Here is a 26,623-nt window from a genome sequence, read left to right as displayed (position 1 = left end):
GCTTGCGGTGACGCGCCCTGCCCCCTATTCCGGCTGAATGGCAGACCCCACCGACCGCATCCTCGAAACGCCCTTTGCCGACGCGCTGTCCGACCGCTACCTCGTCTATGCGTTGTCGACGATCACCGCGCGCTCGCTGCCCGATGTCCGCGACGGCCTGAAGCCTGTCCACCGCCGCCTGCTGTGGGCGATGCGCCTGCTCAAGCTGGAGCCCGAGGGCACCGCCCGCAACTCCACCGCCTTCAAGAAGTGCGCCCGCGTCGTCGGCGACGTCATGGGAAAATACCACCCGCACGGTGACCAGTCGATCTACGACGCCATGGTCCGCCTCGCCCAGGATTTCGCGCTGCGCTACCCGCTGGTCGACGGCCAGGGCAATTTCGGCAACATCGACGGCGATAACGCCGCCGCCATGCGCTACACCGAAGCGCGCTTGACCGACGCCGCCGCCGAGCTGATGGACGGCCTCGACGAGGCCTGCGTGCCCTTCCGCGACACCTATAACGGCGAGGAGGAGGAGCCCGAGGTCTTCCCCGCCGCGTTCCCGAACCTGCTGGCCAACGGCGCCGCCGGCATCGCGGTCGGTATGGCGACCTCGATCCCTCCGCACAACGTCGCCGAGATCTGCGACGCTGCGACGATGCTGCTCGACGACAGCGAGACGACGCTCGACACGCTGCTGACGGTGTTCAAGGGCCCCGACTTCCCGACCGGCGGCGTCATGGTCGAGGGCCAGGCCGCGATCCGCGAGGCCTATGCCACCGGCCGCGGCAGTTTCCGCCTGCGCGCCCGCTGGCGGGTCGAGGACCTCGGCCGCGGCACCTGGACCATCGTCATCGACCGGATGCCGTACCAGGTCATCAAGGGCAAGCTGATCGAGGACATCGCCGCCCTGATCAACGACCGCAAGCTGCCGATCCTCGCCGACGTCCGCGACGAGTCCGACACCGAGATCCGCCTGATCCTCGAACCCCGCTCGCGCAACGTCGAGCCGGCGGTGCTGATGGAGAGCCTGTTCAAGCTCACCGACCTGGAGGTGCGCTTCCCGCTCAACCTCAACGTCCTCGACAAGAACCGGCGCCCCGGCGTGATGGGCCTGCGCGGCGTGTTGCAGGCCTATCTCGACCACCAGCTCGACGTGCTGGCCAAGCGCACCCAGTTCCGCCTCGGCAAGATCGACGACCGGCTGGAGCTGCTGGAGGGGCTGCTCAAAGCCTATCTCAACCTCGACGAGGTCATCCGCATCATCCGCTACGAGGATGATCCCAAGGCCGAGCTGATCGCCGCCTTCGCGCTGACCGACCGCCAGGCCGAGGCCATCCTCAACATGCGCCTGCGTTCGCTGCGCAAGCTGGAGGAAGTCGAGATCACCCGCGAGAACAACGCGCTACAGGCCGAAGCTGCCAAGTTGCGCGACCTTCTCGCCTCCCCCGAAAAGCAGCGCCGACGGATCAAGAGCGACCTTGCCAAGCTGCGCGTCCGCTATGGCCCCGACACGGTGCTGGGCGCCCGCCGCACCGAGATCGCCGACGCGCCCAAGGTGACGATCATCCCGCTGGAGGCGATGATCGACCGCGAGCCGGTCACCGTCATCGTTTCGGCCAAGGGCTGGATCCGCGCCATGAAGGGCCATGTCGACCTGTCGGCCGGCGACGCGCTCCGGTTCAAGGAGGGCGACGCCGCCGCCTTCGCCTTCCACGCCCAGACCACCGACAAGATCATCGTCGCCGCCGCCAACGGCCGCTTCTACACGCTTGGCGCCGACCGCCTGCCCGGTGGCCGCGGCTTCGGCGAGCCGCTGCGCCTGATGATCGACCTCGACGCCGATATCGTCTCGGTGTTCGTCAACCGCGCCGCGACCCGCCTGCTCCTCGCTGCCAGCGACGGCCGCGGCTTCATCGTCGAGAACGCCGACCTGCTCGCCGAGACGCGCAAGGGCCGCCAAGTCATGACCCCGCGCGAGGGCTCCCGCCTCAAGCTGATCCGCCCCCTCGGTGCCGACGCCGACGCGCTGGCGCTGGTCGGCGACAACCGCAAGCTGCTCGTCGTGCCGCTGGAAGGCGTCCCCGTCATGGCGCGCGGCCAGGGCGTCGCACTGCAGAAGTACAAGGACGGCGGCCTGTCCGACGCCCTGCCCTTCCGCCGCGTCGACGGCCTGAGCTGGACGATGGGCGGCGCCGGCACCCGCACCCGCAGCGAGACCGACCTTACCGCCTGGATCGGCGCGCGGGGCAGTGTCGGGCGGACGCCGCCGCTCGGCTTCCCGCGCGACAACAAGTTCTAGCGCGAAGCTACCGCCACGACTTGTCCCGCGCCGCCGCTTCCTCGGCAGCGCCCAGCGCCGGCCCGTCGATCATCGCGTCGACGATCGCCATCAGTTGCGGGCTCGCCCCCGATGCCGTCCGGTAAGCGCCCTGCTGCTGCGGCGGTGCCGTCAGCAACGCCTTGATCGCCCAGCTGTCCCCGGCACGGCACGCCACCCCGGTCTGCGTCGGGTTCGACCACGTCCGACACAGTCTGCCGTCATGCGCCCGGAAAGTCAGCGCGACCCGGATCGCTTCACCCCGGGGGGCTGAGGCGAGCTGGGTGTCGAGCGCGTTCGCCAGGGCGCCACCGGCCGTCACCTCGCCCGACCTGCCGGCCAGATCCTCGCCGCCACTCACGACCAACGCCCCGGCCATCACGCCGACCAGCAGCGTTGCCGCGAGCGCCGTCCAGTTCGGCAGGACGAAGCGCCGCGCTGCCGACGGAGCGGCTTCCGGCCGGCGAAAATCGACGACATTGCCCGGAGCCCCTGCGTTCGCCGCAGCGACCAGGGCGGCCGGAACCGGCTCCGTCGCCAATGGTGCAAAGCCCTTGCGCAACCGCTCAGCGACGCGGCGATGCGCATCGGCAAGCTTGGCCAGCGCCGGATCGACGGCCACGGCGCCGGCCACCCGGGCGGCATCGGCCGGGGCCAATTCACCGTCGAGCCAGGCGATGAGCTCGGCCTCGTCAATCGTCATGATCGGTCCTCAACAAGCCGAGCAGCGCCTGCCGCCCGCGCAGCATCCGGCTGGACACGGTGCCGATCGGCAGGTCGAGCACGGCGGCGGCCTCGGCATAGCCCAGCCCCTCGATCGTCACGAGCGCGATGACCTCGCGCTGCTCGTCGGGCAGTTGGGCGAGCGCCCGCATCAGCACCGCCAGCTCCGACCGTGCTTCCAGATCGCCGAGCGGATGGACGCCGACCGTCAGCCCGGCCTCCTCGGGTGCCAGATGCTTCGCCGCCCGGCCGCGCGCGCGTACCGTGTCGATCCACAGGTTGCGCATGATGCGAAACGCCCAGGCGTCGAAGCGCGTCCCCGCTTGCCATTGGTCGCGCGACCGCAGCGCCCGCTCGACCGTGCCTTGCGCCAGATCGTCGGCATCCGCGGCGGTTCGCGCCAGCGCGCCGGCGAACCGCCGCAGTCGTGGCAGCAGCGTCGTCAGTTCGCGGTCGAACGCTTCCAATGTTGTTCCTTGTCGCCATGACGGAAGAAACGCTTGCGCCGTATCGTTTATTCCCAAGATCTAAGCCATGAGGAAGCTGAATGCGAAATATCACCATCGGCGTCCTGGTCGGGCTGGTCGCGGCATCGGCCTCCGCGCAGTTGTTGCCGGGCGGCGTCGGGCAACTCACGGGCGGACTGACCAGCGGCCTGCCGCTACCCGGGGGCCTGCCCGCTGGCCTGGCGGGCGCGGCGTCCGGGTCACCGGTCATCGGCCAGCCGCTCGGCGGACTTGGCGGCTTCGTCGGCGGCGTGGTGCCCGATGCGCGCCGCCTGCTCGACCTGCGGCGGACCCGATTGAATGCCCTGGTGCGCGCCAATCCGATGACGCTGGACGCCGATACGGACGGCAATCCGGTACGGCGCGATGAACTGGTCGCCATTGATGTCGATGCAGCGCAGGTCGCGACCGCCCGCGCCGCCGGCTTCGTCGTGGTGCGCGAGGACAGCGACACGCTGGTCCGCGTGACGATCCTGCGGCCGCCGGCCCGCACCTCGTTGAAGCGCGCGCTGGCACTCCTCCGCAGCGTGCTGCCGAGTGCAGCGGTCGACTATAACCACGTCTACGAACCCGCCGGAGCAGCGCTGCAGCCCGGTGCCCCCCCCCGGTCTGCAACATCGACGACTGCCCCGATCGGCCTGATCGACGGCGGCGTCGCGGCGCATGCCTCGCTGGCCGGTGCACGCATCGAGCAGCGGGGCTTTGCCGGTCCGGTGGCGGCGACCGGGCACGGCACCGCCATCGCCTCGCTGCTTCTCGGCCAGGCTCCCGGTTTCGCCGGCGCGGCACTCGGGTCGAGCCTGCTGGTCGCCGATGTCTATGGCGGCTCGGCGGCGAGTGGATCGGCCGAAGCGGTCGCGCGGGCGCTCGCCTGGCTCGACGGGCGCGGCGTGCGGATCGTCAACATCAGCCTCGTCGGTCCGGCCAATCTGCTGGTCGAGCGCGCCATTGCCGCCGCACGCGATCACGGCGTCGCGCTTGTCGCCGCGGTCGGCAACGATGGGCCAGCTGCACCACCGCTCTATCCCGCCTCTTATGCCGGCGTGATCGCGGTCACCGGCGTCGATGCCCGTGACCGCGCGCTGCCCGAGGCAGGCAAGGCCCGACACCTCGACTTTGCCGCGCCGGGTGCCGACATGGCGGCGGCGCTGCCGGGCGGCGGCTTCGCACTGGTGCGCGGCACGTCCTTCGCTGCGCCGCTCGTCGCAGCACGGCTCGCGGCGGACGGTGGAAACATCGCCGCAGTGTCGGGTGAAGCGCGACCCGGACGCGGCGGCAACCTCGGTCGCGGGATCCTCTGCGGCGGCTGCCGCAACACCGATCCAGCCCTGTTGAAGAAAAAGCGCGGCTGACGGGAAGAAGCGGCACAGGCGTGTCGTTAGCCTGATGTAGCCGGTCGTGGATCGGCACATGCAGGAGAATTTCGATGCGCAAATCAATGATCACGATCGCCGCATTTTCCCTGGCGCTGGGCGCGATGCCCGCCGGAGCGCAGTTGCTCAGCGGCGGCGCCGGCGGCCTGGGCGGCGGCTTGGGCGGTGCCGTCGGCGGGGTCGTCGGGGGCGCCGGCAATCTCGGCGGCAGTTCCGGCCTCGGCAGCGTCACCCAGTCGGTAACCGGCTCCGTCACCGGCAGCGGCAGCGGCAATGTCAGCAAGTCGGTCGATACCCGCAGCGGCTCCGCGAGCGCCGGCGGCAGCCTTGCCGGGACGGTCAGCGGCGCGGTCGCCGGTGCGACCTCCGTCGCCGGGCCAGCCGGCGCAATCGGTGGAACGACCGGGCTGGCCGGTTCCCAGTCGGTGCAACGTAGTGGCAGCGCGTCCGTGACCGCGATCGGCACGGACGGTGTTGGCAACCTTGCCGGACAGGCGACCGGTGCGGCAACCGCCGGTGCTGCGAACGCGCAAGGCGCGGCAGCTGGCCAGGCGGCCGCGGCGGGTAATGCGGCTGGCAATGCGGCCGCTGCAGGTGTGGGACGCGGCAATTCCGCCCTTGCCAACACCGCCAAGCCGGGCACGCTCCCCTCGGTAAGCGGCATGGGCAACGCCACAGGTAGCGGCGCAGTCGACGCCAACGGCAGCGCCCGCTCCAACCCGCCTGCTTAAGCCGCCGTCATCGGGCATCAATTAGCTCGTCCGCCTCGACCAGCAATGGTCCGGGGCGGACGGTCGGCTGACTAGGTCTTGATCCCCGACACGGGCGCCGCGAGCGCTTCGTCGATCAGGTTCGAGACATCCGCCGGGAAGCCGTTCGCCGCCCAGCGCCGCTCGATCGCACCGAGCGTCAGGCTCACTGCCGGACCCGCTGCCATGCCGCGCGCGATCAACACCCGCCCGGTGATCGGCAGCTTCGGTCGCACCCAATCCACCAGCCCGGCGAACCGCTCTGCAGGCGCTCCCGCCAGCAACAACCGGTCGGTAACGGCGGCGGCGCCGTCCCAATAGGCTTCCTCCATCGGATTGCCGGTCGACGGCGCGCCCATCGCCACCAGCCGCTTGCGATCATGGTTCGACAGTTTCAACCGCGCCGCGACCTCGTCGAGCATCGCGGCATCGGCCGGCAGCAGTGCCGCGAGGCGACGCAACCAGTGCGGGGTCGTCTGCGCCTCGGCCGCAACAAGGCGCTCCAACCGATTGATATCCTGGGCTTCGGGCAACACCGGCGCAAGTACGCCGGCGGCGAGCATGGTCCGGATCACCGGCACCGGGTCGGCGACGGCGAGCAGTTTCGATATCTCGTCGCGGATGCGCTCCCGCGACAGCGCCATCAGGTCGTTGGCTCGCGTCGTACACGCCGCCAGTCCCTCAGCATCGGGCTCGCCGCGGCCGAAGCGCGCGTGAAAGCGGAAGAACCGCAGGATGCGCAGGTGATCCTCGGCGATCCGCCGCAACGGCTCGCCGATGAAGCGCACCCGGCGCTCGTCCAGGTCGGCAAGACCGCCGAAGAAGTCGCTGATCTCCAACGATATCGGGTCGACATACAGGGCGTTGATGGTGAAGTCGCGGCGTGCCGCGTCCTCGCGCCAGTCGTCGCTGAACGCCACCTCGGCATGGCGCCCGTCGGTGGTGACGTCGCGGCGCAGCGTCGTGATTTCGATGACCTCGCCGTCCACGACTGCCGTGATCGTGCCGTGCGCGATGCCGGTCGGCACCGTCTTGATGCCGCCCGCCTGCAACCGCCGCACGACGTCGGCGGGCAGCCAGTCGGTTGCCAGGTCGACGTCTGATACCGGCAGCCCGAGCAGCGCGTCGCGTACCGCGCCACCGACCGGGCGCACATGACCGCCCGCCGCATCCAGCGCGGCAAAGATGCGCCGCGCGCCGGAGGTCGACAGCCACGGCTGGGGCGGCAGCTTCACGCCAGCCGCCGCGACAGGTTGACGATCATTGCGGCGGTCGCGCCCCAGATTTCATGCTCGTCGGCGCGGATGACGTAATAGCGCCGGGCCTTGCCCTGCCACTCGCCGGTGCGAAGCTGATGGTTCACCGGGTCCAGCACATGCTCCAGATCGACCTCGAACAGCGCCGCTACCTCCGCCTCGGCCGGCACCAGCGGCAGGCCGGGCGGTATGATACCGATGACCGGCGTGATCGAGAAACCGGTGCCGGTCTCGTACAGGTCGGTGGTGCCGATGACGTTGACCTGCTCGGGCGGCAGGGCAACCTCCTCGTGCGCCTCGCGCAGTGCAGCGGCGGTCGGGCTGGCGTCGCCGGGATCGATCCGGCCGCCGGGAAAGGCGACCTGCCCGGCATGGCGACGCATCGCAGCGTTGCGCCGGGTCAGCAGCAGCGTCGGACGCGTCCGCTCGATGATGGCGATCAGCACCGCGGCGTCGGTCAGCACGCGGCCCTCGGCCGCAGCTTCGGAGCTCACCGCCCAGTCGCCGCTATAGGCCGTGTCGCGCGTCCCCACCGCCGGCCGCAACCGTTCCGCCAGCGTCATCCAGCCGTCCCGAACGGAAAGAACATGCCGCCGCTCGACACCCCCGGCGGATCGTTGGCCAGCGCCAAGTCGGCGAGCTGATAGAACACCGCCCGCGCCACCAGCGCCTCCAGCCCGCCCCGGACGTGGACGTAGGGCCGCGGCGTGCCATCCTCCGCCGTCTCGACGCGCAGGATATGTCCAGGCCCGGCAATGACATAGTCGTCGGTGTTGAGGCGGAACGCGATGTCGCCGCCCTCGACCGTCGCCTCGACCGCGATGAAGGGCGCATCGTCGACCGCGATGTCGAGCTTCTCGCCGGGGGTGACGAGGACGTACGACCCGTCCGCCTCGCGGCGCAGGATGGTGGAGAACAGCTTGACCAGCTCGCGCCGCCCGATCGGGGTGCCGGCGTGCCACCAGGTCCCATCGGCGGCGATGCGCATGTCGCTGTCGCCGCAATGCGCCGGGTGCCAGCTATCGACCGGCGGCAGGCGCTTGTCGGCGAGCAGCGCGGCAATGTCGGCAAGGGAGCTCGGGCTGGCCATCACGGACCTTCCTATACGCCCCGGCAGGTTTGACAATCAGGCGGCGAGGCGTCGCGCCAGGCCAGCGGGCTCGAGCACACCGTAGCCGGGCAGCCCCGCCCCGCCGCGCAGCAGCAGCCGGTCGCGCTCCACCGGGCCGGGCACGACCCAACCAGCAGTCGCGGCCGCGTCAAAGCCGAAGCGCGCGTAATAGGGTGCGTCGCCGATCAGCAGGATCGGCGCGGCGCCCGAGGCATCGGCACGGCGCAGCGCCTCGTCCATCAGCGCGGAGCCGAGACCCTCGCAGCGATGAGCGGGGGAGACGACGAGCGGTCCGAGCAGGGTCAGCGCATGGACCCGCGAGCCGCTGCGCAGCTGCAGCGGCCATAGCTGGATCGACGCGGCAACGCCCCCGGTGCCACGCGCGACGAGGCTAAGTTCGGGGATGGCGGCGACACCGTCGCGCAGGCGATAGGCGGTCCGGGCATGGCGCGCCGGGCCGAAGCAGGTGTCGAGGAGGGTGTCGATAGCGGAGGCGTCGGCCGCCGCCGCGGTGTCGATCTGGAACATGGCGTAATCCTGGGAAGCTCTCGAAGAAATCCGGCTGGACGGCCAATCAACCGCCCCCCGCCGCGCAAGTCGCGCGACGGTCAGATTCGTCGGGTCATTCTCAGGCTGAGCGCCATCTCGTTCTCCAGTGCAGCGGCGCCCATAACAGGCAACGCCGAGCATCGCAACATCGCCATCATGCCCCCTCAACGCAAGGGGGGCACAAATGGTCCGCTCTAGTTGAGGCGGCGGTCCAGTTCGGAGATCGCGGCGTTGGTCAGGCGGTTCTGCATCGCCGGGTCCGACTGGGCGGCGATCGCGGCGCGGGCCTGCTCGGTGGCGAGGTCGACGGCGCGAGCGCGGAGCTCGGCCTCGGCGGCGCGCTGGGCAGCGACGATGCGCTCCTCGGCGGCCTTGGTGCGGCGGACGATCAGTGCGTCGAGGTCGCGGGCGCCCTGCTCCGCGACTTCACGGGCGTTGCGCAGCGCCTGCTCGACGATCGCCTGCGCGTCGCCGGCGGATGCCGCCAGCCGGGCTTCGGCCTGGGCCAGCAGGGTCTCGGCCTCGCTGCGCAGGCGAGCGGCGTCGTCGAGGTCGTGCTTGATCCTGGCACCGCGCGCATCGAGCGCCGACGCCGCGGACTTCTGAACCTTCAGGTAGATCAGGATCGCGACGAACAGCAGGAAACCGATCGCTACCCAGAATTCGGGATCGCGGTAGAACGGCCCTTCCTCGCTGGCATGCTCGACCTTGCCGACCTCGGTGTTGGTCGCGGCGACACCGTTCGCCGGGCTGCCCGGCGGGTCGGTCTGCAGGACCGGCGCATTGTCGTGCGCACCGCGAACGTGCTGCGCGTTGTCGCCCGCAGCGTCAGCAGTCTGGGCCTCGATCATGCCGCCACTCCCGAAGCGCCGGTGCCGGTCAGCCGCCGGACGAGATCGCCGGCGACGTCGTCGGCAACCGCCTGCAGGTCACGCTCGGCACCGAGGCGCGAGGTTTCCAGCGCGATCGACGCGGCATCGGAGCGCGCCTTGAGCTTCTCGCCCAGGGCCGCCAGCTTTGCCGCAGTCTCGGCCCGCGTCGCGTCGTTGGCGTTCGCCAGTTCGGCGCGAGCCCGGGCGTGCGCTGCCTCGATCTCGGCATGATGCTCGATCTCGCGCGCCTTCTCGTGGCCACGCGCCAGCTCGGCGGCGGCGAGGTCGTCGCCCTGCCGCTTGGCGCGCGCCGCCGCCATGCCCATCAACCGCGGTGCGGCGACGGACCTGACGACGGTGAACAGCAGCAGGAACGCAATCAGCAGCCAGAATATCTGGGCGCTGAAGGTCGAGGTATCGAGTTGAGGCATCGCAGGACCCTGTTTTCGGCTCTAACTCAACCGAACAGGATGAGCAGCGCGATCAGCAGGCCGAACAGGCCGGTCGCTTCGGTCAGTGCGAAGCCGAGCAGCAGGTTGGTGCGCTGGCTGGCAGCGGCTGCCGGGTTGCGCAGGGCGGCCGAGAGGTAGCTGCCGAAGATGTTGCCGATGCCGATACCGGCACCCAGAAGTGCTGCGCAGGCCAGGCCGGCACCGATGTACTTTGCTGCTTGTGCGTCCATTGTCCGTCCTTCTCAGTGATATACGGTTAGTTGTGAAAACTTAGTGCGAGTGCAGAGCGTCGTTCAGATAGACGCAGACCAGCACGGTGAAGACATAGGCCTGGAGCACCGCGACCAGCGCCTCGAGCGCGGTCATCGCGACGACGACGGCCAGCGGCACGACGCCGAAGATGCCGAGCGTGACGACGAAGCCGGCCAGCACCTTGAGCAGCACGTGGCCCGCCATCATGTTGGCGAACAGACGGACGCTGAGCGAAATCGGGCGGATGAAATAGCTGACGATCTCGATCGGCGTCAGGATCAGGTACATCGGCCACGGCACGCCGGCTGGGGCGAACATCCGCAGGAAGCCGAAGCCCTGATGGATGATGCCGACCAGCGTGATGCCAAGGAAGGCGATCAGCGCCATCGCGAACGTCACCGCGATATGGCTGGTGACGGTGAAGCTGTACGGCAGCAGGCCCGCCAGATTCGCGAACAGGATGAACAGGAAGGTCGTGAAGATCAGCGGGAAATAGCGGCGCGCTTCCGGCCCGGCGCTACTGACTATGGTCTCGTCGACCATCTCGTACAGCATCTCGACGGCGGACTGCGCGCGACCCGGGACCAGCGCGGGCTTGCGCAGGCCGGCCCAGATCAGCAGCGACGCCATGCCGGTGACGATCAGCATCCAGGCGCTGGCATTGGTGAACGACAGGTCGATACCCGCGACCTCGATGGGGATCGTGCGGGTGATTACGAACTGATGAAGTGGATCGGCCACGCCCTATTTCCCGTCCGTTTTATCAGCGCGGTCGGCAGCATCGGCTGCGTCCCACTTTTTTCCATACTCGTCGGCTGAGCGGAACACGTTCCGCAAACCCGCCGCAAAACCAACGATCAGCCCGACGATCATCAGCCACGGTGCCGTATGCAACCAGCGATCCAGCGCATAACCGCCGCCCGTTCCGATGCACACGCCGACCACCAGCTCGATGCCGATGCGAAACCCTATTCCCATCGCCGTCCCCGCCGTCCGCGACGCTTCCGCACGCACGACTTCGGCATCGGCCGCAGCGCGGGCCTCGGCCAGCCGACGGTCGAGCGCGGCTTCGTCGATAGGGCGAGAGTCGGACAAGACTGCTTCCGGCTGATAGAAAAACGTCGCGCTAGTTGCCCCGCGCGACGACGTGCGCTCCTTAGGCAATGCTGCGCCGCAATGTCAAGGCTGGCGGGGGTCGGTGCTTAGATCCTCCCCCTCTCCCGGGGACGTGGCGGCGCAGCCGGCGGAGGGGGCTCCGCGCGCGGTCCATCATGTGTGAACTTTCCCTCCACCACGCCGAAGGGCGCGGTCCCCCTCCCCAGGAAGCGGGGGAGGATCCAGGACTAGGCAGCCACCGGCTTCTTCGCCTCGGCTTCCAGCGCCGGCCAGTCCGCCTGGAACTCCGAGCATTTGAAGCATTTGTATTTCGACGGCTCGGGCTTGTCGTAGCGATCGCTGTGCATCTTCAGGCGGAAATGGCCGACGCGGATGTCATGGTCGACCTTGGCCTGGGCGATGCCCTTGGCGCGCTGGATGATGCCGGCCTTGCGGAGCTTTTCCAGTTCCAGTATCACCGCGTTCTCCTCAACCAGATAGGCGCGCTGGCGTTCCACCATGCTGGTCCGCGCCGCGCTTGCCAGGAAGGCGGCTGCGGTCTGTCCCTTGGTCTTGTCGGGGAAGATGAACACCTTAAGGACGCCGAGATCGCAGCCATTGGCCTTCAGCGCCTCGAGCGCGCCGATGATATGATCCAGCGTCGGGCGGTAATGTCCGCTGGCATCGGTGATCTCCAGCACGACGCCGGCGACGACCTTCCAGGTCCCGGCGCACCGCACCGGCTAGCCGGCCATGTAGCTGGAATGATAGAAATTATCCTTCTTGCCGCCGACCGTGCTGTGCGGGCCCATGAAAAAGTCGCCGCCCATGCTCATCACATAGCCGGAGTGGCCGTCCTGCATCGCCTTGCCGACGGGGATGCTGTGGCTCGATTCGGCAGCCACCAGTCTGCCCTTCGCCAGCCACCATTGCATCTGGTAGGCGACGCCCGACTTGAATTGCAGCCGGTACAGGTCGACCTCGGGCGCGCTCAGATATTGCGCCGACTTGTCCTTGAAGTCGATTTCGACGCCGTGCTCGTTGAGGCCGCGGCCAAAGGTGATCTTCAACCAGTCGGGCAGCATGTTGACCGGTACCGCGGTCGCCATCGTCAGGGCCTTGCAGACACACAGGTACAGCGCCTCCATCGCCTCCTTGCGCCCCGATGCGCCCTTGCCCTTCGCCGCTTCCTTCAGCCACAGGTCGACGGCGTAATACAGTCGCGCCAGCGCCATCGTCTGCAGCGCCCGCTTCTCCGCCGGCGGCATGCCGACCGGGTCGGGAAAAGCCGCGACCAGCGCGTCGACCTGCATCAGGATGGGGTCGCTCGACCGCGCCCCGAAGGTCACCGAGCTTTGTTTCGTCCAGACCGCGAGTATCGGTACCTTCGCAAATACGATCGCCATTTCGTCCCCCCTATGATCAGGTGCGGAACGTAGAGGCGGTCGTTACGGAGTCAACACGGTGGTGGCGTTGTCGTCGGCCGACGTGGCGTTGTTGTCTGCCGACGTGGCGTTGTCGTCTGCCGACGATGCCATGATCCGCGCTAGGCGGCGACGACAGTCCGGCTCCGCCGTCGCGCGGTGACGCCGACCACCGCAAAGCCGCCCAGCAGCAACGCCCATGTCGCGGGCTCCGGGACGTTCGAGGTGAAGACGCCGTTTAGATCGGCGGTGCTGCGCAACACCAGCCCGGTGGCATTTCCCCAGATATTCCAGTTGGCCGCACAGACCTGGCCGACGGGGCCGGACCGCGTCGAGCAGTAATCGAAGGCGCGCGGACCGGCGAAGGTGACGCGGAACAGCCCAGGCGCGCTGAAGGTCCGGAACACCGACGACGGGATCGGCCGGTCGTAGACCTCCTCGATGGTGCCGTTCGGGCCGCGGATCGAGACGAAGCTGTCGAGCTGGTTGGGATCATCCAGGTACAGCAATGCCGTCGGATCGGCGCTGGTGTAGCGTATCGTGTAGATGTGGGTGCGACCGTCGGTCTGGACGGTGTAATCGGTCTCGAAGCGGGTGAACGGATAGTAAGGCTGGTCCGGATCGACCGCCAGCGTGAACGCGCAAGGCGTGGTCAGGTAGCAACCGGCCGGCGCGAACTGGGCCTGCGCCGGTGCGGACCCGAGCATCGCAGACGCAACTGTCGCGGCTAAACCGGCCGCCAGGATATTGACCCGGCGTGCTTCAACCCGCTGGATGACAAGGCGCAGTTGCTGTCGAACATCGCGCTTGTCGGCTGTACCCATGAAGTCGAATGAAGTCATGCGACGCTCCTGTTGCTCGTCTGACCCGTAACGATTATGAATTGGGGATGATATTCGAAGATATCGCTGCAGAAATCTTGAGTATGAACGCTCGCATCGCCGACGATCTCGCCGACGATGACTCCGCCGTTCGTGATGCGGCCTGCGTAATAGTTCGAGAGAGAGACAGGTTGGTCGCGATGACTGTGTGCGATAGTGTACTTAGCGTCGAAAGCGTCTAGCGCCTTACGCCGCACCGGCATTCTGTCGACGGATGAATTGTCGATCATCGCGATGCCTTGGCTCCCGGGTCTGGCGATTGTCGTCGACCCCGCTCCCTAGGTCTGCAGAGACTATCGCCACAGAAAACACCGATCAACAGCGCAATATGATAGCTCCTCTTTAGCCTTTGAGCTGAAGTCATCAGGCCTGCGCGAGCAACGCCTCGGCTCTGGCGAGATCGACCGAGACCAGTTGCGACACGCCCGGCTCGGCCATGGTGACGCCGTACAAACGGTGCATCCGGCTCATCGTCACGGCATTGTGGGTGACGATCAGGAAGCGCGTCGACGTCGTCGCCGCCATGCGGTCGAGCAGGTCGCAGAAGCGCTCGACATTGGCGTCGTCGAGCGGTGCATCGACCTCGTCGAGGACGCACAGCGGCGCCGGGGTGGTCAGGAACAGCGCGAAGATCAGCGCGACGGCGGTCAGTGCCTGCTCGCCGCCCGACAACAGGGTCAGGGATTGCAGCTTCTTGCCCGGCGGCTGCGCCATGATCTCAAGGCCCGCGGTCAGTGGGTCCTCGGAATCGGTCAGCGCCAGATGGGCCTGGCCGGGGCCGGCATCGCTGGCGAACAAGGTGCCGAACAATTCGCGGAAATGACCGTCGACGGTCTCGAATGCCGCCAGCAGGCGGACGCGGCCTTCGCGGTTGAGTGCGCCGATGCTGCCGCGCAGGCGGGCGATGGCGGTTTCGAGTTCCTCGCGGTCGGCGACGGACTTGGCGATGGTCTCGTCGGCCTCGGCAAGCTCGATCGCGGCGCGCAGATTGACTGGCCCGAGGCGCTCGCGCTCGGCGGTCAGGCTGTCGAAGCGCGCGGCGAGCGCGTCGATCTCGCCGCCGGGCTCGAAGCCGAGCAGTTCGGGCAGGCGCACCGGGGCGGTCTGGAAGCGGTCGCCGCACAGTGCCGCATATTCGCGGCGGCGGGCGTCGTGGTGCTCGGCATTGGCGGTGGCGCGGGCGCGGGCCTCGCGCGCATCGGCGAGCGCGGTGGTGGTCGCCCGCAGCGCCGCGTCGAGGTCGCGCAAGGCGTTCTCACGCTCCACCAGCGCATCGCTGGCGGCACGGCGGGAGGCCTCGGCGGCGGCGATCGCGGTGGCGAGCCTCGCCAACTCTTCGGCAATCTCCGCCGGCTTGGTGGCAAGTTCGGCGGACTCTGCGACGAGTATCGCCTTGCGGGCGTCGAGTTCACCCGACTGAGCAGTGCTCGCCGCAAGCCGCTCGGTCCAGCGCTTGGCCTCGACCGAGAGTTCGCGCAGGCGCGCCGTGCCGGCCTGCAACGCCCGGGCCTGATTGTCCTCGGCCGCGCGCGACCGGGCCAGTTCGGCGCGTGCCGCCTCGGTTTCGCCGCGCCGGCTGGTCACGGCGGCGTCAAGTGCAGGCAGGCCGGTGACTTCGGCGGCGGCGGCGCGGGCGGCCTCGGCTTCGGCAGCGTGGCTGTCGGCCTCGATGCCCAGGCGGGCAAGCGCCGCCTCGGTGGCCTCGGCGCGCGCGGCACGGCGGTCGATCTCGGCCGAGGCGCGGGCAATCTCGGCGCGGGCGCTGGCCTGGCTACGCTCGGCGGCGCTGCGGGCGGCGCGCGCCTCGGCTTCGGCACGCGTCAGGGCGGCGGCACGGCGGTCGGCTTCCTCTACTGCTGCGGCCGCGACCTGGGCGGCGGCCTTTAGCTCGGGCAGGTCGCGCTCCAGCACCGCCAGCCGGGCACGCTGGACCAGTTGCTCCGCCGCCGCCCGCCCCTCGCCGCCCGCCGAGCGAAAGCCGTCCCAGCGCCACAGCCGCCCGTCCAGCGACACCAGCCGCTGCCCCGGCTGCAAATCCGCGACCAGCGCCTCACCGTCCGCAACCACGCCCACCTGCCGCAATCTCCGCTTAAGCTGTTGCGGCACCTGGACATTCTCGCCTAACGACGGCACCCCCTGAGGCAATTCCGGATCATTTTTTCCAGCCCCACTCTCCCCCCAACGCCGCGCTCCCGTCCCAACCGCCGCCGACAGATCATCCCCCAGCGCCGCCACCAGCGCCGCCTCATACCCCGCCTCGACGATCACCGAATTCAGTACCGTATTCGTCACGCCAACCGGCGCCGCCAACACCCTAGCCAAGGCATCCCGCTCCGCCGCTAACGCCGCCGATTGCCCCCGCGCTTCCGCCGCCGCGCTCCTCGCCCGCTCCCGCTCCGCCTCGATCCCCCGCCGCTCGGACTCCAGTTTCTCAAGGGTCGTTCCCGCCGCCGCGATCACTGACGCAGCCTGATCCAAAGCCAGCTCCGCCGCTTCGCGTTTTCCGATTTCACCATCGTCGCCGGTCACTCGAGCCGCCACCAGCCGCGCAATTTCCGCCTTGGTCCGCTGCAACCGCGCCGCCGCCGCACCGACCGCCGCCTCCGCCGCCCGCGCCTGCGCCGCCGCCCTCGCCTGCGCCTCTATCGCCGCCGACAACGCTGCCTCCCCCGCCGCCGCCGCCCGTTCCGCCTCGGCAGTCCGAGCAGCGAACACCGGCAGCGCCGCCTTACTCTCCGTAACCTGCGCCTTTCGCGCCACCTGCTCCGCCTCGATCCGCAACAGCGCCGCCGCCGCGTCGTCGGCCAACGCCGCCTCCCGCGCCGCGTCACGTTCAACGCTCACCCCCGCTGCCTCAAGCTCTCGCCGCCGTGTCTGCAATCGCTGCAATTCCGCCGTCACAACGGCGCGCTTTTGTAGTAGCGCCTGCAATTCCGCAGCTTCGCGCGCCTCATCGGCGCGCATCGCCGGCAACGTCTCAGCGATGCGCATATGCTCCGTTCGGAACCGTGTCTCGTCGCCGGTTAGCGCTGCCACCGTAATCTCGGCCGTAGTGGCAGCAGTCGTCGCCACATCCGCCGCCTGCGCTCCAGCAAGCCACTTGCCAAAAATCAGAGCGCCTTCTGCAGTTCGTATTTCCGTCGACAACGCGGTGTACCGCTCTGCCGAGCGCGACTGTCGTCGCAGCGTATTCGCCTGCATTTCTAAGCTGCGCATTGCGTCGCTGAGCCGAAGCAGGTTTGCCTCAGCTGCTCGGAGCCGGATTTCGGCTTCATTGCGGCGCAAGTGCAATCCGGAGATACCAGCAGCTTCTTCGATTAGAAGGCGCCGCTCTTCTGGTCGAGCTGCAATGATTGCCCCAATTCTACCTTGGCTAATGAGCGCTGGGGAGTGAGGCCCAGTCGCACTGTCAGCAAACAAGAGCTGGACGTCACGCAATCTGACGTCGCGAGTATTTAGTCGATATATCGAACCGTTCCCGCGATCAGCACGGCGGACCACTTCGATTTGGTCGTCGCCATCTGGGTTCGCATCTGCTCGTTTGGTATCATCGAGACTAAGCATCACTTCTGCAAATGCACGTGGCGGACGCGCTGCGGTCCCGGCGAAGATGACGTCTTCCATACCGGTCGAGCGAAGGGATTTTGGCGATCCCTCCCCCATAACCCAGCGGATCGCTTCCAAAAGATTTGATTTGCCGCAGCCGTTCGGTCCCACAATGCCTGTCAGGCCGGGATCGATCTGCAACTCAATCGGCTCCACGAAAGACTTGAAGCCGATAATCCGCAGCCTTCTGAACTGCACCTTAAATCAAACCACAAGCGTCAGGGCATATGCGCTCCCCGCTCAACCTACTGCATTGCAGATTCAAGCTTGGGCTCCAGCGTCGGCCAGGTCAGGATGTCTTTTTGCACGACACCATTGATCAGAAAAGACGGGGTGCCGTTGATCTGATACTTGGACACGGCCTCGTCGCGGATGTCTGCAAGCCGCTTAATAGCCTTCGGATCAGTCGTGCACTGGTCAAACCGCGCGGCGGTCATGCCTCTGGCTCTCATAAAGGTGTCCAGACCTCCCGCCTTGGCCAGCCCTGAAATCTGCTGGTCGGTTGGCAGCGCGGCAAGGCGCTTGCTGTCCTCCGGACTTAGCTTCGAGAAGGGCTCGGTCCATTGGAGTTGAGCGGCGTAGAAAGCATTCATTAGGTTAAAGAACGCCTGCGGTCCCTCACAACGAGCCAACAGCGAAGCAGCGTAGTCCGGACCGTTCAGGAGAAAATTGCGGTACTCGTAACTGACTTTGCCAGTCGAGATATACTTGCTGCGGAGCATCGCATCGGACTCATCGTGGAAGTCGCGGCAGTGGGGGCAGGTTAGTGACGCGTATTCGACCAACTTCACCTTTGCGTCAGGATTTCCAATCCGAAAGCCTCCCTCGGGTGTTTCCGCAAACACTTCTAACCAGTTCTTTCCAGCAACGGTAGCTGGGGCCGCAGTCGCGGTGACGTTGTTCGAGGTAACCGCCGCCGGCTTGTCGCAACTTGCCAGCAGAGCGATCGCTAATGCCGAAACGCCTAATCCGCTCAAACGCATCTAAGATCCTTTTCGCAAATCTAGCTTATTACTGCCGGGAGCGACGCTTCAACGCAATGCAGCGACGATTTTTGGCTCTAGGTCGATCCAGGTCACGACCCCGCGTGTCACGCCTGCGACATCCACGGTTTGACGCTGACCATCGATAAGAAACCCTGGTGTACCATCGACCTTGTACGTCTCGATGGCGGTGCGCTGTACGTTGGTCAGCGCGTCTTGAGCGGCCTTATTACCGAGGCACTGAGTTGCTCGTGCCGGGGTAAGGCCGCGCTTTTGCATGAAAGTGTCGAGACTGCCGGCCTTGGCGAGCGCGGCGATCTGTGCCTCCGGTGGGAGGGCGCCGATCTTCTCGGCGGCCTCGGCTTTCATGGTGACGAAGGGGTCCATCCACTTGTCCTGGTTGTTGAACAGCGCGTCGATGCGATCGAAGAATTTTGCTGGGCCATCGCAGGCGGCGAGGAGGGAGGCGGCGTAGTCGGGGCCGTTGCGGACGAAATTGCGGTACTCGAAGCTGACGTTGCCGGTGGCGATGTACTTGGCGCGGAGGTCGGCCATGGCGCTCTGGTAAAATGCGCGGCAGTGCGGGCAGGTCAGCGAGCCGTATTCGACCAGCTTGACCTTGGCGGCGGGGTTGCCGATGCGGAAGCCGCCTTCGGGCGTAGCGACGATAGTGTTCAACCAGTTATGGGCGGCGGCGGCGGGACGGCGGGCGGGGGCGGCGAGTGTCGGGGTGGCGACGGCGAGGGCGGCGAGGAGGCTGAGCAAAATTTTCATGAGGGACGGATCTCTCGGATTGCTGTGACGAACATGGTGAGTTTAGCGGACAATGGGAGGGCCCCGGGTGGAACTGAGAGCGTGGGCGAGCGACTCGAGGCTGGCGCGGAGATCGGGGTCGGAAATTTCGCGGAGGGTAGCCTGGGTGGTGTCGGGGAGCGGGCGTTCCGGTAATTTCGTGGGATTAGAACGGGTTGGCGGGAGGTCGCCGTGGCGGAGCGCGAGTTTGGCGACGGCGGCGTAGCCGAAATAGCGGTTGGCGCGCTCGATCACCTGCGGTTCGACGTGGCGGAGCATGGGAGCAAAAGCCCCTGTTACCAATACCTTGAGCGTACCACCGCTGCGTTTGCCGACGGGGAAGCGCAGTTCCTCCGGCATCGAGTGGCGGGCGTAATCGTCTCCGACGATCTCGGCCCAGCGCGCGACGATGGCGCTTTGCATGAAGCCGTAGCGCCGAAATGCGGCGCCACCGATGCTCGGCATCAACTCGCTGACGGAGCGGGCGCGGCGGGCGCGCACGGCTGGTGGAGGCACGGTTTCGATCACCCGCCGTCCATGCCATAGCCGCGCCATGTCCGTCGATGGTCCAGTTGAAGCCGCAGCGTTCGGCACCGCCTTGCTGGCCTGGTACGATGCCAATGCGCGGGCGCTGCCGTGGCGCAGCCCGCCCGGACAACCGCCAGCCGATCCGTACCGGGTCTGGCTGTCGGAAGTCATGCTCCAGCAAACCACGGTCGCTGCCGTCATCCCGTATTTCCACGCCTTCACAAGCCGTTGGCCGACGGTAGAGGCACTTGCGGCGGCGCCCGATGCCGAGGTCATGCAGGCCTGGGCCGGCCTTGGCTATTACGCTCGCGCTCGCAACCTGCTGGCCTGTGCCCGCGCGGTCGCCGCAGCCGCAGGCGGTTTCCCCAATACCGAGGCGGCGCTGCTGACCCTGCCCGGCGTCGGCGCCTATACCGCCGCAGCGGTCGCCAGCATCGCCTTCGACCGCCAGGCGACCGTCGTCGACGGCAACATAGAGCGCGTGACTGCCCGCATATTCGCCGTCGAAACACCGATACCCGCCGCCCGGCCGGTGCTTCGCGGCCATGCCGCCAGCCTCACCCCCGCCCGGCGCCCCGGCGATCATGCTCAGGCGATGATGGACCTGGGCGCGACGATCTGCACGCCGCGCTCCCCCGATTGCGGCCGCTGCCCGGTGCGCGCGTGGTGCTCGGCCTTCGCCGCCGGTGACCCTGCCCGCTTCCCGATCCGCGCCGCGAAAGCCGTTCGCCCCGTCCGCTATGGCACCGCCTGGTGGCTGGAAGTCGGCAGCGACGTGCTGCTGGTCCGGCGCCCCGACAAGGGCCTGCTCGGCGGCATGCTGGCCCTGCCGACCGGCCCGTGGCTGCCCGAGCCGACCCCCGACACGCCGCCCGCCCAGGCCGACTGGCACAGCCTGCCCGCGCCCGTCCGCCACGTCTTCACCCACTTCGAGCTGCGCCTGTCCGTCGCCACCGCCACCCTGCTCCGGCGCCCCGACATACCTGGCGAATGGCTGCCCCGCGACACGGTGCTCGACGCCGGCCTGCCGACGCTGTTCAAGCATGCCGCGCGACTCGCCTTGCGTTCCACCCAGCCCCGTGCAGAACGCGGCGAACTCGATTTCGGAGCGACACCATGAACAGCCCCTTCGACGGCTGGACGACACCGACGGTCGGCTTCACCGGCTCCCCGCTCGACCGCGTCGACGCGATGCGCAAGGACGCCGGCGCGGTGATCGCGGCCCGGTCGAGCCCGCTGGCGCGCTGGATCATCTTCGACGGCCTCAACCCGGTGATGACCGCGACCGATGCGCCGGACCGCATGGACATCGCCTGGGGCTATCGCAGCGATATCCCGCACGATGCCGTGTCGATCTTCCTCGGCATGGACGGCGACGCACCACGCTTTGCCGTCGCAGCCTCGGCGGAGTGCGTCAACGGCGTCGCCATCGATGCGCGCCAGGCCGGCACCGTGCTGGTCGCCAGCGCCGATCCGGGCCGCGCCGGCATCGTCGCCCACGGCCGCTCGCTGCTCGACTGGCATGCCCGCCACCGCTTCTGCGCCAATTGCGGCACCGAGACGCACGTCCACAAGGCCGGCCACGCCCGCCACTGCGACAATTGCGGCGCCGAGCATTTCCCGCGCACCGACCCCGTCGTCATCATGCTCGCCATCGACGGCGAGGGTGAGGACGCCCGGGCGCTGGTCGGCCGCCAACCGCGCTTCCCCAAGCGTTTCTTCTCGGCACTGGCCGGCTTCGTCGAGGCGGGCGAGAGTCTGGAGGAAGCCGTCGCCCGCGAGCTGTTCGAGGAGGCCGGCATCCGCGTCGCCCGCGTCCGCTACATCGCCAGCCAACCCTGGCCCTTCCCCTCCAGCCTGATGGTCGGCGCCTTTGCCGAGGCGACCACCACCGAGCTCAACATCGACCGTGACGAGATCGAGGAGGCCCGCTGGGTCACCAAGGCCGAGGTCCGCGCCGCACTCGCCGGCACCGGCGACTGGCTCGCCCCACCGCCGCTGGCGATCGCACACACGCTGCTCAAGACTTGGGTGGGTTAGCGCCGCCGCTCCAAAAAAATTTGCGCGCTGCTGTCGAATTGCGACACTCTCGCTCGTCGTTTCGATGAGACGCCAAGAAGGGCGCTCGCGACAGGAGACAGACAATGCGCGTGATGGTGTTCATGAAAGCCACGCCGGACAGCGAAGCCAGCGCCCCGCCGACCCCCGAGGCATGGGCGGCAATGGACAAGTTTAACGATGAGCTGGTCGCCGCCGGCGTGCTGGTCGCGGCGGCAGGCCTGAAGCCCAGCGTCCACGGCAAGCGCGTCGTCTTCGATGGCGCGAGCCGCACGGTGATCGACGGCCCGTTCGCCGAGGCGCGCGAACTCGTTGCCGGCTTCTCGATCTGGGAGGTCAAGGACATCGACGAGGCGCTGGCGTGGGTGAAGCGCTGCCCCAACCCGATGCCGGGTCGCAGCGAGGTCGAGATCCGGCCGTTCTTCGAGATCGCCGATATCGCCGAGTATCTGACTCCGGAAGATCTGGCTACACCACGTGAAGGCGAGCGCGGCAGGCTCGGGGTTGCTTGAGAGCGGGCGTGCGTTCTTCGTGACCGGTGTCGGGCTCCCGGGGGCCACTCGCTTGTCTCCCGTTCGCCGATGACCGAAAAGGCAGCGTGAGCGCAGGCGAAACGCACCGGGCAATCGAGGCGATCTTCCGTATCGAACGGGCGAGGCTGATCGCGGGCCTGGCGCGAATTGTGCGCAGCATCGAAGTCGCGGAGGAGCTGGCGCAGGAGGCGGTGATCGCTGCCCTGTCGGAATGGCCGAGGTCGGGCGTGCCGGCGGTACCCGGCGCGTGGCTGATGACCGTCGCCAAGCGCCGCGCCATCGACCTGCTGCGCCGCGAGACGATGCGCAGCCACAAGCATGAGGAGATCGCGCGGACCCTCGACGCACTGCCCCGGCAGGCCTTCGACGATGCCGATGCGGCGACCGTCGCGGCGCTCGACGATGATCTTGGCGACGAGTTGCTGGGGCTGATCTTCACCGCCTGCCATCCGTTACTGTCGCCCGAGGCGCGCGCCGCGCTGACCCTGCGCATCGTCGGCGGACTGACCACCGACGAGATCGCGCGGGCCTTCCTGGCAAGCGAGGCCACCATCGCGCAGCGCATCGTCCGCGCCAAAAAGACGATCGCCGGCAGCCGTCCGACTTTCGAGGTGCCACGCGGCGTCGAGCGAGCGGCACGGCTGCCGTCGGTGCTGGAGGTCATCTACCTGATCTTCAACGAAGGCTATTCAGCGACTGCGGGCGACGACCTGGTCCGGCCGGGCCTGTGCGTCGAGGCGCAGCGGCTCGGCCGGATGCTCGTCGGCCTGATGCCGGGCGATGCACCCGAGACCGGCGAAGTGCTCGGCCTGGTCGCGCTGATGGAGATCCAGGCGTCGCGGCTCGGCGCGCGCACCGCGGCGGACGGCGCGTTCGTGCCGCTGACCGAACAGGATCGCGGACGCTGGGACCGGCTGCTGATCGAGCGCGGTCTCGACGCACTGGCCCGCGCCGAGGCGCTCGCCGGCAATCCCGACCGCTACGGCCCCTATGTGCTGCAGGCCGGGCTTGCCGCCTGCCATGCCCGCGCCCGTCGTGCCGACGATACCGACTGGCAGCGCATCGCCGGACTGTACGACCGCCTGCGCATCGTCATGCCGTCGGCCGTCGTCGACCTCAATCGCGCCATCGCGCACAGCATGGCGTTCGGCCCGGACGCGGGCATGCGCCTGCTCGACGAAATCGCCGATGTGGCGGCGCTCCGGCACTATGCTCCCCTGCCCGCGGCGCGCGGCGACTTCCTATTCCGTGCCGGGCGATCGGCTGAGGCGCGGACGGAGTTCGAGGCGGCGGCCGCGTTGACGCGCAATTCGCGGGAGCGGGAATACTTGCTGGCGCGGGCGGCGCGCTGCGGCGAGCCCTGAGGCGGCGACAGCGGGCAGTGAACGCAAGCCGGCGCGAAAAGACCGGCAAGGGGGTGGCCCTGCCGGTCCTCGGTAGCGTGACGGTTATGCGGCCAGCAACGACTTGCGGCGGCGCATCGCAAAGCCGGTCATGCCGAAGCCACCGATCATCAGCGCCCAGGTCGCCGGCTCCGGAACGGTGCCGCCGAGCGCGTAGGTCAGTTCGCCGTTGAAGTTGCGCGGCGAATAGCTGCTGCCGAACGGATAGCTCTTGCCATAGCCGGACATGATCGAGAGGTCCGCGTTGGCGGCGATCACGTCGCCGACTGCCGAGCCGTTGGTGTAGTTGACGTTGCCGTCTCCCATCGTCGTCAAATACAGGCCGTAGGCGCTGTTCGCCGCGAGCCCGAAATCGGCAAAGTCGAAGGTCGTGATGTTGCCGGAACCTGCTGTGGCGACGCCCGAGAAAGTGCCGCGCAGCGTCCAGGCGCCGGCGTTCGAGTTATCGCCGCCGATCGCGCCGTCATGCGTGTAGAACTCGAAGTCGTAGGTGCCGGAATTGATATTGACGCCGATCGACTGCAGGGTAAGGGCGCTGGCGCCGGTCGCGACGTCGAACATGATGCCATTCTGGCTGTTGCCGCCGGCGAGCGGTGTCGACAGCGTCGAGGCAGCCGCCGGCAGCCCCCAGGCGGCGAGCGCGATTGACCCGATCGAAGCAATCAACACTTTGGAAACGTTCATTATATTCCCCCGCAAACAATGCCCGAAAAGCTGGGCCGGTGATGACATCTCCGCAACAATTGTGCCAAAAGGTGAGTTCGCGGAAAAACAAGACCTTAGCCAGGATCATCGTCAGGACCGGCTTGGATTTGTAAGCCGTGCCGACGTTCCGAGGGCGCCACGCGTGACCGTTCGGTAGGGGTAAGGTGTTAATAACGCACGTTTTTGTGTCGTACCCGTAACGGGGCGACATGTCGCAATGCCATGATGATTTGAGACAGGTTGCCAAGACTTGGCCAAGGTGCAAAGCTGGGTTAGACTGGCGCGACACTTCAAGAAGTGGAGTAACGGCATGGCTCAGACGATGGTCGATGCGGTGACACCGGCTCAGGTTCGAACGATCGGCAGTGCCGATGTCGACTGGGCGCTTCGAGAAGGCTGGGCCGACTTCAAGGAGAAGCGCGGCGACCTGGTTTTGTTGCCGCTGATCTATCCGCTCGTCGGTGTGCTCGCGAGCGCCTTCGCCTTCAATGCGCAACTGTTTCCGCTGGTCTTTCCGATGGTCGCGGGATTGTCGATCCTCGGGCCGGTCGTCGCCACCGGCTTCTACGAACTGGCGCGGCGACGCGAGAATGGCGAGGATGCGAGCTGGCTGCATTTCGTCGATCCGCTGAAAGGCGCCAATCGCATGGGCCTGATCGCGCTGACCGGCATGTTGGCGGTGCTGTTCCTCGCCTGGCTGGGCGCCGCCTGGGCGATCTACACGCGCACCCTCGGCACCTTGGGGCCGTCGTCGCCGGCGCAGTTCATCAACGACCTGTTCGCCACGCCGCAGGGCTGGACGATGATCGTCGTCGGCAATCTGGTCGGTGCGGTGTTCGCGGTGGTGACCCTCAGCGTCTCGGCGATGTCGTTCCCGATGCTGGTCGACACGGCGCGGGGCGGCCGGGCGGTCGATCCGCTCGAAGCGGTCGCGACCTCTGTCGCCGCCTTCCGCCGCAATCCGGGGACGATGATCCGCTGGGGCGGCACGGTGGCGCTGTTATTGGCGCTGGGCAGCATTCCGCTGTTCGTCGGGTTGATGGTCGTGCTGCCGGTGCTCGGCTATGCGACCTGGCACCTGTACACGCGGGCGGTGGCGCGCTGAGGCGGAGTTCAGGCGGCGGCTGGTAGCCTCAGCGTCACCGCGAGGCCGCCGAGGTCCTCGCTCTCGCCCAGGCTGACGGTGCCGCCGTAGATCTCGGCGACATCGCGGACGATCGCCAGGCCGAGGCCGGTGCCGGGCATCGCGGTATCCAGGCGGGCGCCACGCTCGAACAGGCGCTCGCGCTCCTCCAGCGGAATGCCGGGGCCATCGTCCTCGATCAGCAGCTCGACCATCTGCTTGTCGCCGCCGACGGTGACGAAGACCCGGCCGCTGCCGTACAGCGCGGCGTTCTCCAGCAGATTGCCGAGCATCTCCTCGAGGTCCTGGCGCTCGCCGCGGAAGGCCAGCGTCTTGTTGCCGTCGAGGTCGATGACGACGTCGCGGTCGACGTTGATGCGGGCGATGGTCCGCGCCACACCCTCCAATGCCGGCCACACCTCGGCGCGCGAGGCGCTGGCGGCGCGGCGGCCGACGGCGCGGGCGCGGGCCAAATGATGATCGACGTGGCGGCGCATGATCGCGGTTTGGGCGGTGACGGTATCCGCCAGCTCGCCACCCTGCCCGCGCGCCTCGCCGATCAGCACGCTCATCGGCGTCTTGAGCGCATGCGCGAGATTGCCGGCGTGGCGACGCGCCGCCTCCGCCTGCTCCTCGTTGTGCGCCAGCAACTCGTTGAGCTCGGCGACCAGCGGGCTGATCTCGCGCGGAAAATCGTCGGGCACGCGGGTCGCGGTGCCGGAGCGGATCGCCGCGATCGCCCGGCTCACCCGCCGCAGCGGCGACAGGCCATAGGTCGACTGCAGCCCCGCCAGGAACAGCAGCCCCAGCCCGAGGATCGACAGCGCCGTGAGCAGCGTCGAGCGCAGCGACCTGACCTGCGCATCGAGGTCGGCGGTGCTTTGCGCCACCATGAAGTGAAAGCGCGTCTTGTCGCCGGGCAGCGACTGGTCGCGCTCGACGACGCGCAACGGCTCGTCCTTGAAGCGCTTGCTGTTGGAGCGGCACAGGTTGCGGCAGTCCCGCGTCAGGTCCGGCACCAGCGAGCGGTCCCACAGCGAGCGCGAGCGGAACGCATCCTGCCCGGGCGTCGAGACCTGCCAGTACAGCCCCGACTGCGGCTCGAAAAAGCGCTGATCGCCGAGCGGGCGGGTGAAGCGCACCTCCCCGGCCGGCCCGACATCCGCCGCGGCGATCATCGCGGTCAGCGCGAGGTCGAGCTGGCTGTCGAAATTGCGAGTGATCGCGGTTGTCAGCACCCGGTCGAGGGCATAGCCGCCGATCAGCAGCAGCGGCACGATCCACGCCGCCGCCAGCAGGATCATGCGCTGGGTCAGCGACCTCGCATGGTGCGCCCGGACGACCTCC

29 protein-coding genes are annotated in these 26,623 nt (G+C 68.0%); 8 read left to right on the top strand and 21 right to left on the bottom strand.

The annotated features are described in order from the left end of the window. Positions 1-37 precede the first annotated feature (37 nt). On the top strand, positions 38-2,284 hold the full coding sequence (parC, locus tag ACOFKW_RS13730; RefSeq protein ID WP_419814705.1) for a DNA topoisomerase IV subunit A: 2,247 nt from the start codon (positions 38-40) through the stop codon (positions 2,282-2,284). 7 nt (positions 2,285-2,291) lie between these two features. On the opposite strand, the gene ACOFKW_RS13725 is transcribed toward parC, so the two are convergent. After that, positions 2,292-3,005: an anti-sigma factor gene (locus ACOFKW_RS13725; RefSeq protein ID WP_419814704.1), complete on the bottom strand. Its 714-nt coding sequence runs from the start codon at positions 3,003-3,005 to the stop codon at positions 2,292-2,294. Continuing rightward, a complete protein-coding gene (locus ACOFKW_RS13720) occupies positions 2,995-3,492 on the bottom strand; it encodes an RNA polymerase sigma factor (protein WP_419814703.1) in 498 nt (165 codons plus the stop codon). Before ACOFKW_RS13720 ends, ACOFKW_RS13725 begins: the two co-directional genes overlap by 11 nt. An 80-nt stretch (positions 3,493-3,572) precedes the next feature. Here ACOFKW_RS13720 and ACOFKW_RS13715 point away from each other — a divergent pair, with 80 nt between their 5' ends. Together ACOFKW_RS13715 and ACOFKW_RS13710 are read left to right on the top strand one after the other, a co-directional pair. After that, entirely contained in the window at positions 3,573-4,883 is a 1,311-nt protein-coding gene (locus tag ACOFKW_RS13715; RefSeq protein ID WP_419814702.1) for a S8 family serine peptidase, read from the top strand. Positions 4,884-4,957: 74 nt separating this feature from the next. Further along, complete coding sequence (locus ACOFKW_RS13710; RefSeq protein ID WP_419814701.1) at positions 4,958-5,635, top strand: hypothetical protein; 678 nt, start codon at positions 4,958-4,960, stop codon at positions 5,633-5,635. 71 nt (positions 5,636-5,706) lie between these two features. Here ACOFKW_RS13710 and ACOFKW_RS13705 read toward each other — a convergent pair whose 3' ends face one another. From ACOFKW_RS13705 to ACOFKW_RS13625, 17 genes are all read right to left on the bottom strand, one after another. Continuing rightward, positions 5,707-6,888 carry a CCA tRNA nucleotidyltransferase gene (locus ACOFKW_RS13705; protein ID WP_419814700.1) on the bottom strand — a complete coding sequence of 394 codons (1,182 nt, stop codon included), beginning with the start codon at positions 6,886-6,888 and terminating at the stop codon, positions 5,707-5,709. Then, a complete protein-coding gene (locus ACOFKW_RS13700) occupies positions 6,885-7,472 on the bottom strand; it encodes a CoA pyrophosphatase (RefSeq protein ID WP_419814699.1) in 588 nt (195 codons plus the stop codon). The genes ACOFKW_RS13705 and ACOFKW_RS13700 overlap by 4 nt, the downstream gene beginning before the upstream one ends. Next, on the bottom strand, positions 7,469-7,999 hold the full coding sequence (locus ACOFKW_RS13695; RefSeq protein WP_419814698.1) for a DUF1285 domain-containing protein: 531 nt from the start codon (positions 7,997-7,999) through the stop codon (positions 7,469-7,471). Before ACOFKW_RS13695 ends, ACOFKW_RS13700 begins: the two co-directional genes overlap by 4 nt. A gap of 36 nt (positions 8,000-8,035) precedes the next feature. Beyond that, the gene (locus ACOFKW_RS13690) at positions 8,036-8,548 is read right to left on the bottom strand and encodes a GNAT family N-acetyltransferase (protein WP_419814697.1); all 513 of its coding nucleotides are present in this window, start codon (positions 8,546-8,548) and stop codon (positions 8,036-8,038) included. Positions 8,549-8,763: 215 nt separating this feature from the next. Next, positions 8,764-9,420, bottom strand: a complete 657-nt coding sequence (locus ACOFKW_RS13685) for a F0F1 ATP synthase subunit B (RefSeq protein ID WP_419814696.1) — start codon at positions 9,418-9,420, stop codon at positions 8,764-8,766. Then, positions 9,417-9,872, bottom strand: a complete 456-nt coding sequence (locus ACOFKW_RS13680; RefSeq protein ID WP_419814695.1) for a hypothetical protein — start codon at positions 9,870-9,872, stop codon at positions 9,417-9,419. Before ACOFKW_RS13680 ends, ACOFKW_RS13685 begins: the two co-directional genes overlap by 4 nt. A 26-nt stretch (positions 9,873-9,898) precedes the next feature. After that, positions 9,899-10,123: a F0F1 ATP synthase subunit C gene (locus ACOFKW_RS13675; RefSeq protein ID WP_419814694.1), complete on the bottom strand. Its 225-nt coding sequence runs from the start codon at positions 10,121-10,123 to the stop codon at positions 9,899-9,901. Between the two features lie 40 nt (positions 10,124-10,163). Next, on the bottom strand, positions 10,164-10,886 hold the full coding sequence (locus tag ACOFKW_RS13670) for a F0F1 ATP synthase subunit A (protein ID WP_419814693.1): 723 nt from the start codon (positions 10,884-10,886) through the stop codon (positions 10,164-10,166). 3 nt (positions 10,887-10,889) lie between these two features. After that, positions 10,890-11,240, bottom strand: coding sequence for an AtpZ/AtpI family protein (locus ACOFKW_RS13665; protein ID WP_419814692.1), 351 nt, complete (start codon positions 11,238-11,240; stop codon positions 10,890-10,892). A 248-nt stretch (positions 11,241-11,488) separates the two neighbouring features. Continuing rightward, the gene (locus ACOFKW_RS13660) at positions 11,489-11,980 is read right to left on the bottom strand and encodes a hypothetical protein (RefSeq protein WP_419814691.1); all 492 of its coding nucleotides are present in this window, start codon (positions 11,978-11,980) and stop codon (positions 11,489-11,491) included. Between the two features lie 3 nt (positions 11,981-11,983). Further along, complete coding sequence (locus ACOFKW_RS13655) at positions 11,984-12,646, bottom strand: hypothetical protein (protein WP_419814690.1); 663 nt, start codon at positions 12,644-12,646, stop codon at positions 11,984-11,986. Positions 12,647-12,786: 140 nt separating this feature from the next. Then, positions 12,787-13,506, bottom strand: a complete 720-nt coding sequence (locus ACOFKW_RS13650) for a PEPxxWA-CTERM sorting domain-containing protein (RefSeq protein ID WP_419814689.1) — start codon at positions 13,504-13,506, stop codon at positions 12,787-12,789. Beyond that, positions 13,503-13,775 carry a hypothetical protein gene (locus ACOFKW_RS13645; protein WP_419814688.1) on the bottom strand — a complete coding sequence of 91 codons (273 nt, stop codon included), beginning with the start codon at positions 13,773-13,775 and terminating at the stop codon, positions 13,503-13,505. The genes ACOFKW_RS13650 and ACOFKW_RS13645 overlap by 4 nt, the downstream gene beginning before the upstream one ends. Positions 13,776-13,908: 133 nt before the next feature. After that, a complete protein-coding gene (locus tag ACOFKW_RS13640) occupies positions 13,909-17,307 on the bottom strand; it encodes a chromosome segregation SMC family protein (RefSeq protein ID WP_419816951.1) in 3,399 nt (1,132 codons plus the stop codon). An 89-nt stretch (positions 17,308-17,396) separates the two neighbouring features. Beyond that, positions 17,397-18,134, bottom strand: a complete 738-nt coding sequence (locus ACOFKW_RS13635; protein ID WP_419814687.1) for a thioredoxin domain-containing protein — start codon at positions 18,132-18,134, stop codon at positions 17,397-17,399. Between the two features lie 48 nt (positions 18,135-18,182). Further along, on the bottom strand, positions 18,183-18,908 hold the full coding sequence (locus ACOFKW_RS13630) for a thioredoxin domain-containing protein (protein WP_419814686.1): 726 nt from the start codon (positions 18,906-18,908) through the stop codon (positions 18,183-18,185). 42 nt (positions 18,909-18,950) lie between these two features. After that, the gene (locus tag ACOFKW_RS13625; protein ID WP_419814685.1) at positions 18,951-19,454 is read right to left on the bottom strand and encodes a DUF721 domain-containing protein; all 504 of its coding nucleotides are present in this window, start codon (positions 19,452-19,454) and stop codon (positions 18,951-18,953) included. 25 nt (positions 19,455-19,479) lie between these two features. On the opposite strand from ACOFKW_RS13625, the gene mutY reads away from it, so the two are divergent. The 4 genes from mutY (at position 19,480) to ACOFKW_RS13605 (ending at position 23,409) form a co-directional block, all read left to right on the top strand. Further along, a complete protein-coding gene (gene mutY, locus ACOFKW_RS13620) occupies positions 19,480-20,574 on the top strand; it encodes an A/G-specific adenine glycosylase (protein WP_419814684.1) in 1,095 nt (364 codons plus the stop codon). Continuing rightward, the gene (gene nudC, locus ACOFKW_RS13615) at positions 20,571-21,494 is read left to right on the top strand and encodes an NAD(+) diphosphatase (protein WP_419814683.1); all 924 of its coding nucleotides are present in this window, start codon (positions 20,571-20,573) and stop codon (positions 21,492-21,494) included. Before mutY ends, nudC begins: the two co-directional genes overlap by 4 nt. Before the next feature lie 104 nt (positions 21,495-21,598). Next, positions 21,599-22,024: a YciI family protein gene (locus ACOFKW_RS13610; protein ID WP_419814682.1), complete on the top strand. Its 426-nt coding sequence runs from the start codon at positions 21,599-21,601 to the stop codon at positions 22,022-22,024. An 86-nt stretch (positions 22,025-22,110) separates the two neighbouring features. Beyond that, complete coding sequence (locus ACOFKW_RS13605; protein WP_419814681.1) at positions 22,111-23,409, top strand: RNA polymerase sigma factor; 1,299 nt, start codon at positions 22,111-22,113, stop codon at positions 23,407-23,409. Between the two features lie 84 nt (positions 23,410-23,493). Here ACOFKW_RS13605 and ACOFKW_RS13600 read toward each other — a convergent pair whose 3' ends face one another. Next, on the bottom strand, positions 23,494-24,132 hold the full coding sequence (locus ACOFKW_RS13600) for a PEPxxWA-CTERM sorting domain-containing protein (protein ID WP_419814680.1): 639 nt from the start codon (positions 24,130-24,132) through the stop codon (positions 23,494-23,496). Between the two features lie 331 nt (positions 24,133-24,463). Between ACOFKW_RS13600 and ACOFKW_RS13595 the strand changes: the two genes are divergently transcribed. Further along, positions 24,464-25,258, top strand: coding sequence for a DUF2189 domain-containing protein (locus ACOFKW_RS13595; RefSeq protein WP_419814679.1), 795 nt, complete (start codon positions 24,464-24,466; stop codon positions 25,256-25,258). An 8-nt stretch (positions 25,259-25,266) separates the two neighbouring features. Here the strand turns inward: ACOFKW_RS13595 and ACOFKW_RS13590 are convergent, their stop codons facing one another. Next, positions 25,267-26,580, bottom strand: a complete 1,314-nt coding sequence (locus tag ACOFKW_RS13590) for a sensor histidine kinase (RefSeq protein WP_419816950.1) — start codon at positions 26,578-26,580, stop codon at positions 25,267-25,269. Between the last annotated feature and the right edge of the window lie 43 nt (positions 26,581-26,623).

It is taken from the genome of Glacieibacterium sp., from assembly GCF_965200405.1.
Lineage (GTDB): Bacteria > Pseudomonadota > Alphaproteobacteria > Sphingomonadales > Sphingomonadaceae > Glacieibacterium.
Note: the sequence above shows the minus strand (reverse complement) of the source record. Positions and strands in the feature narration are given on the sequence as shown.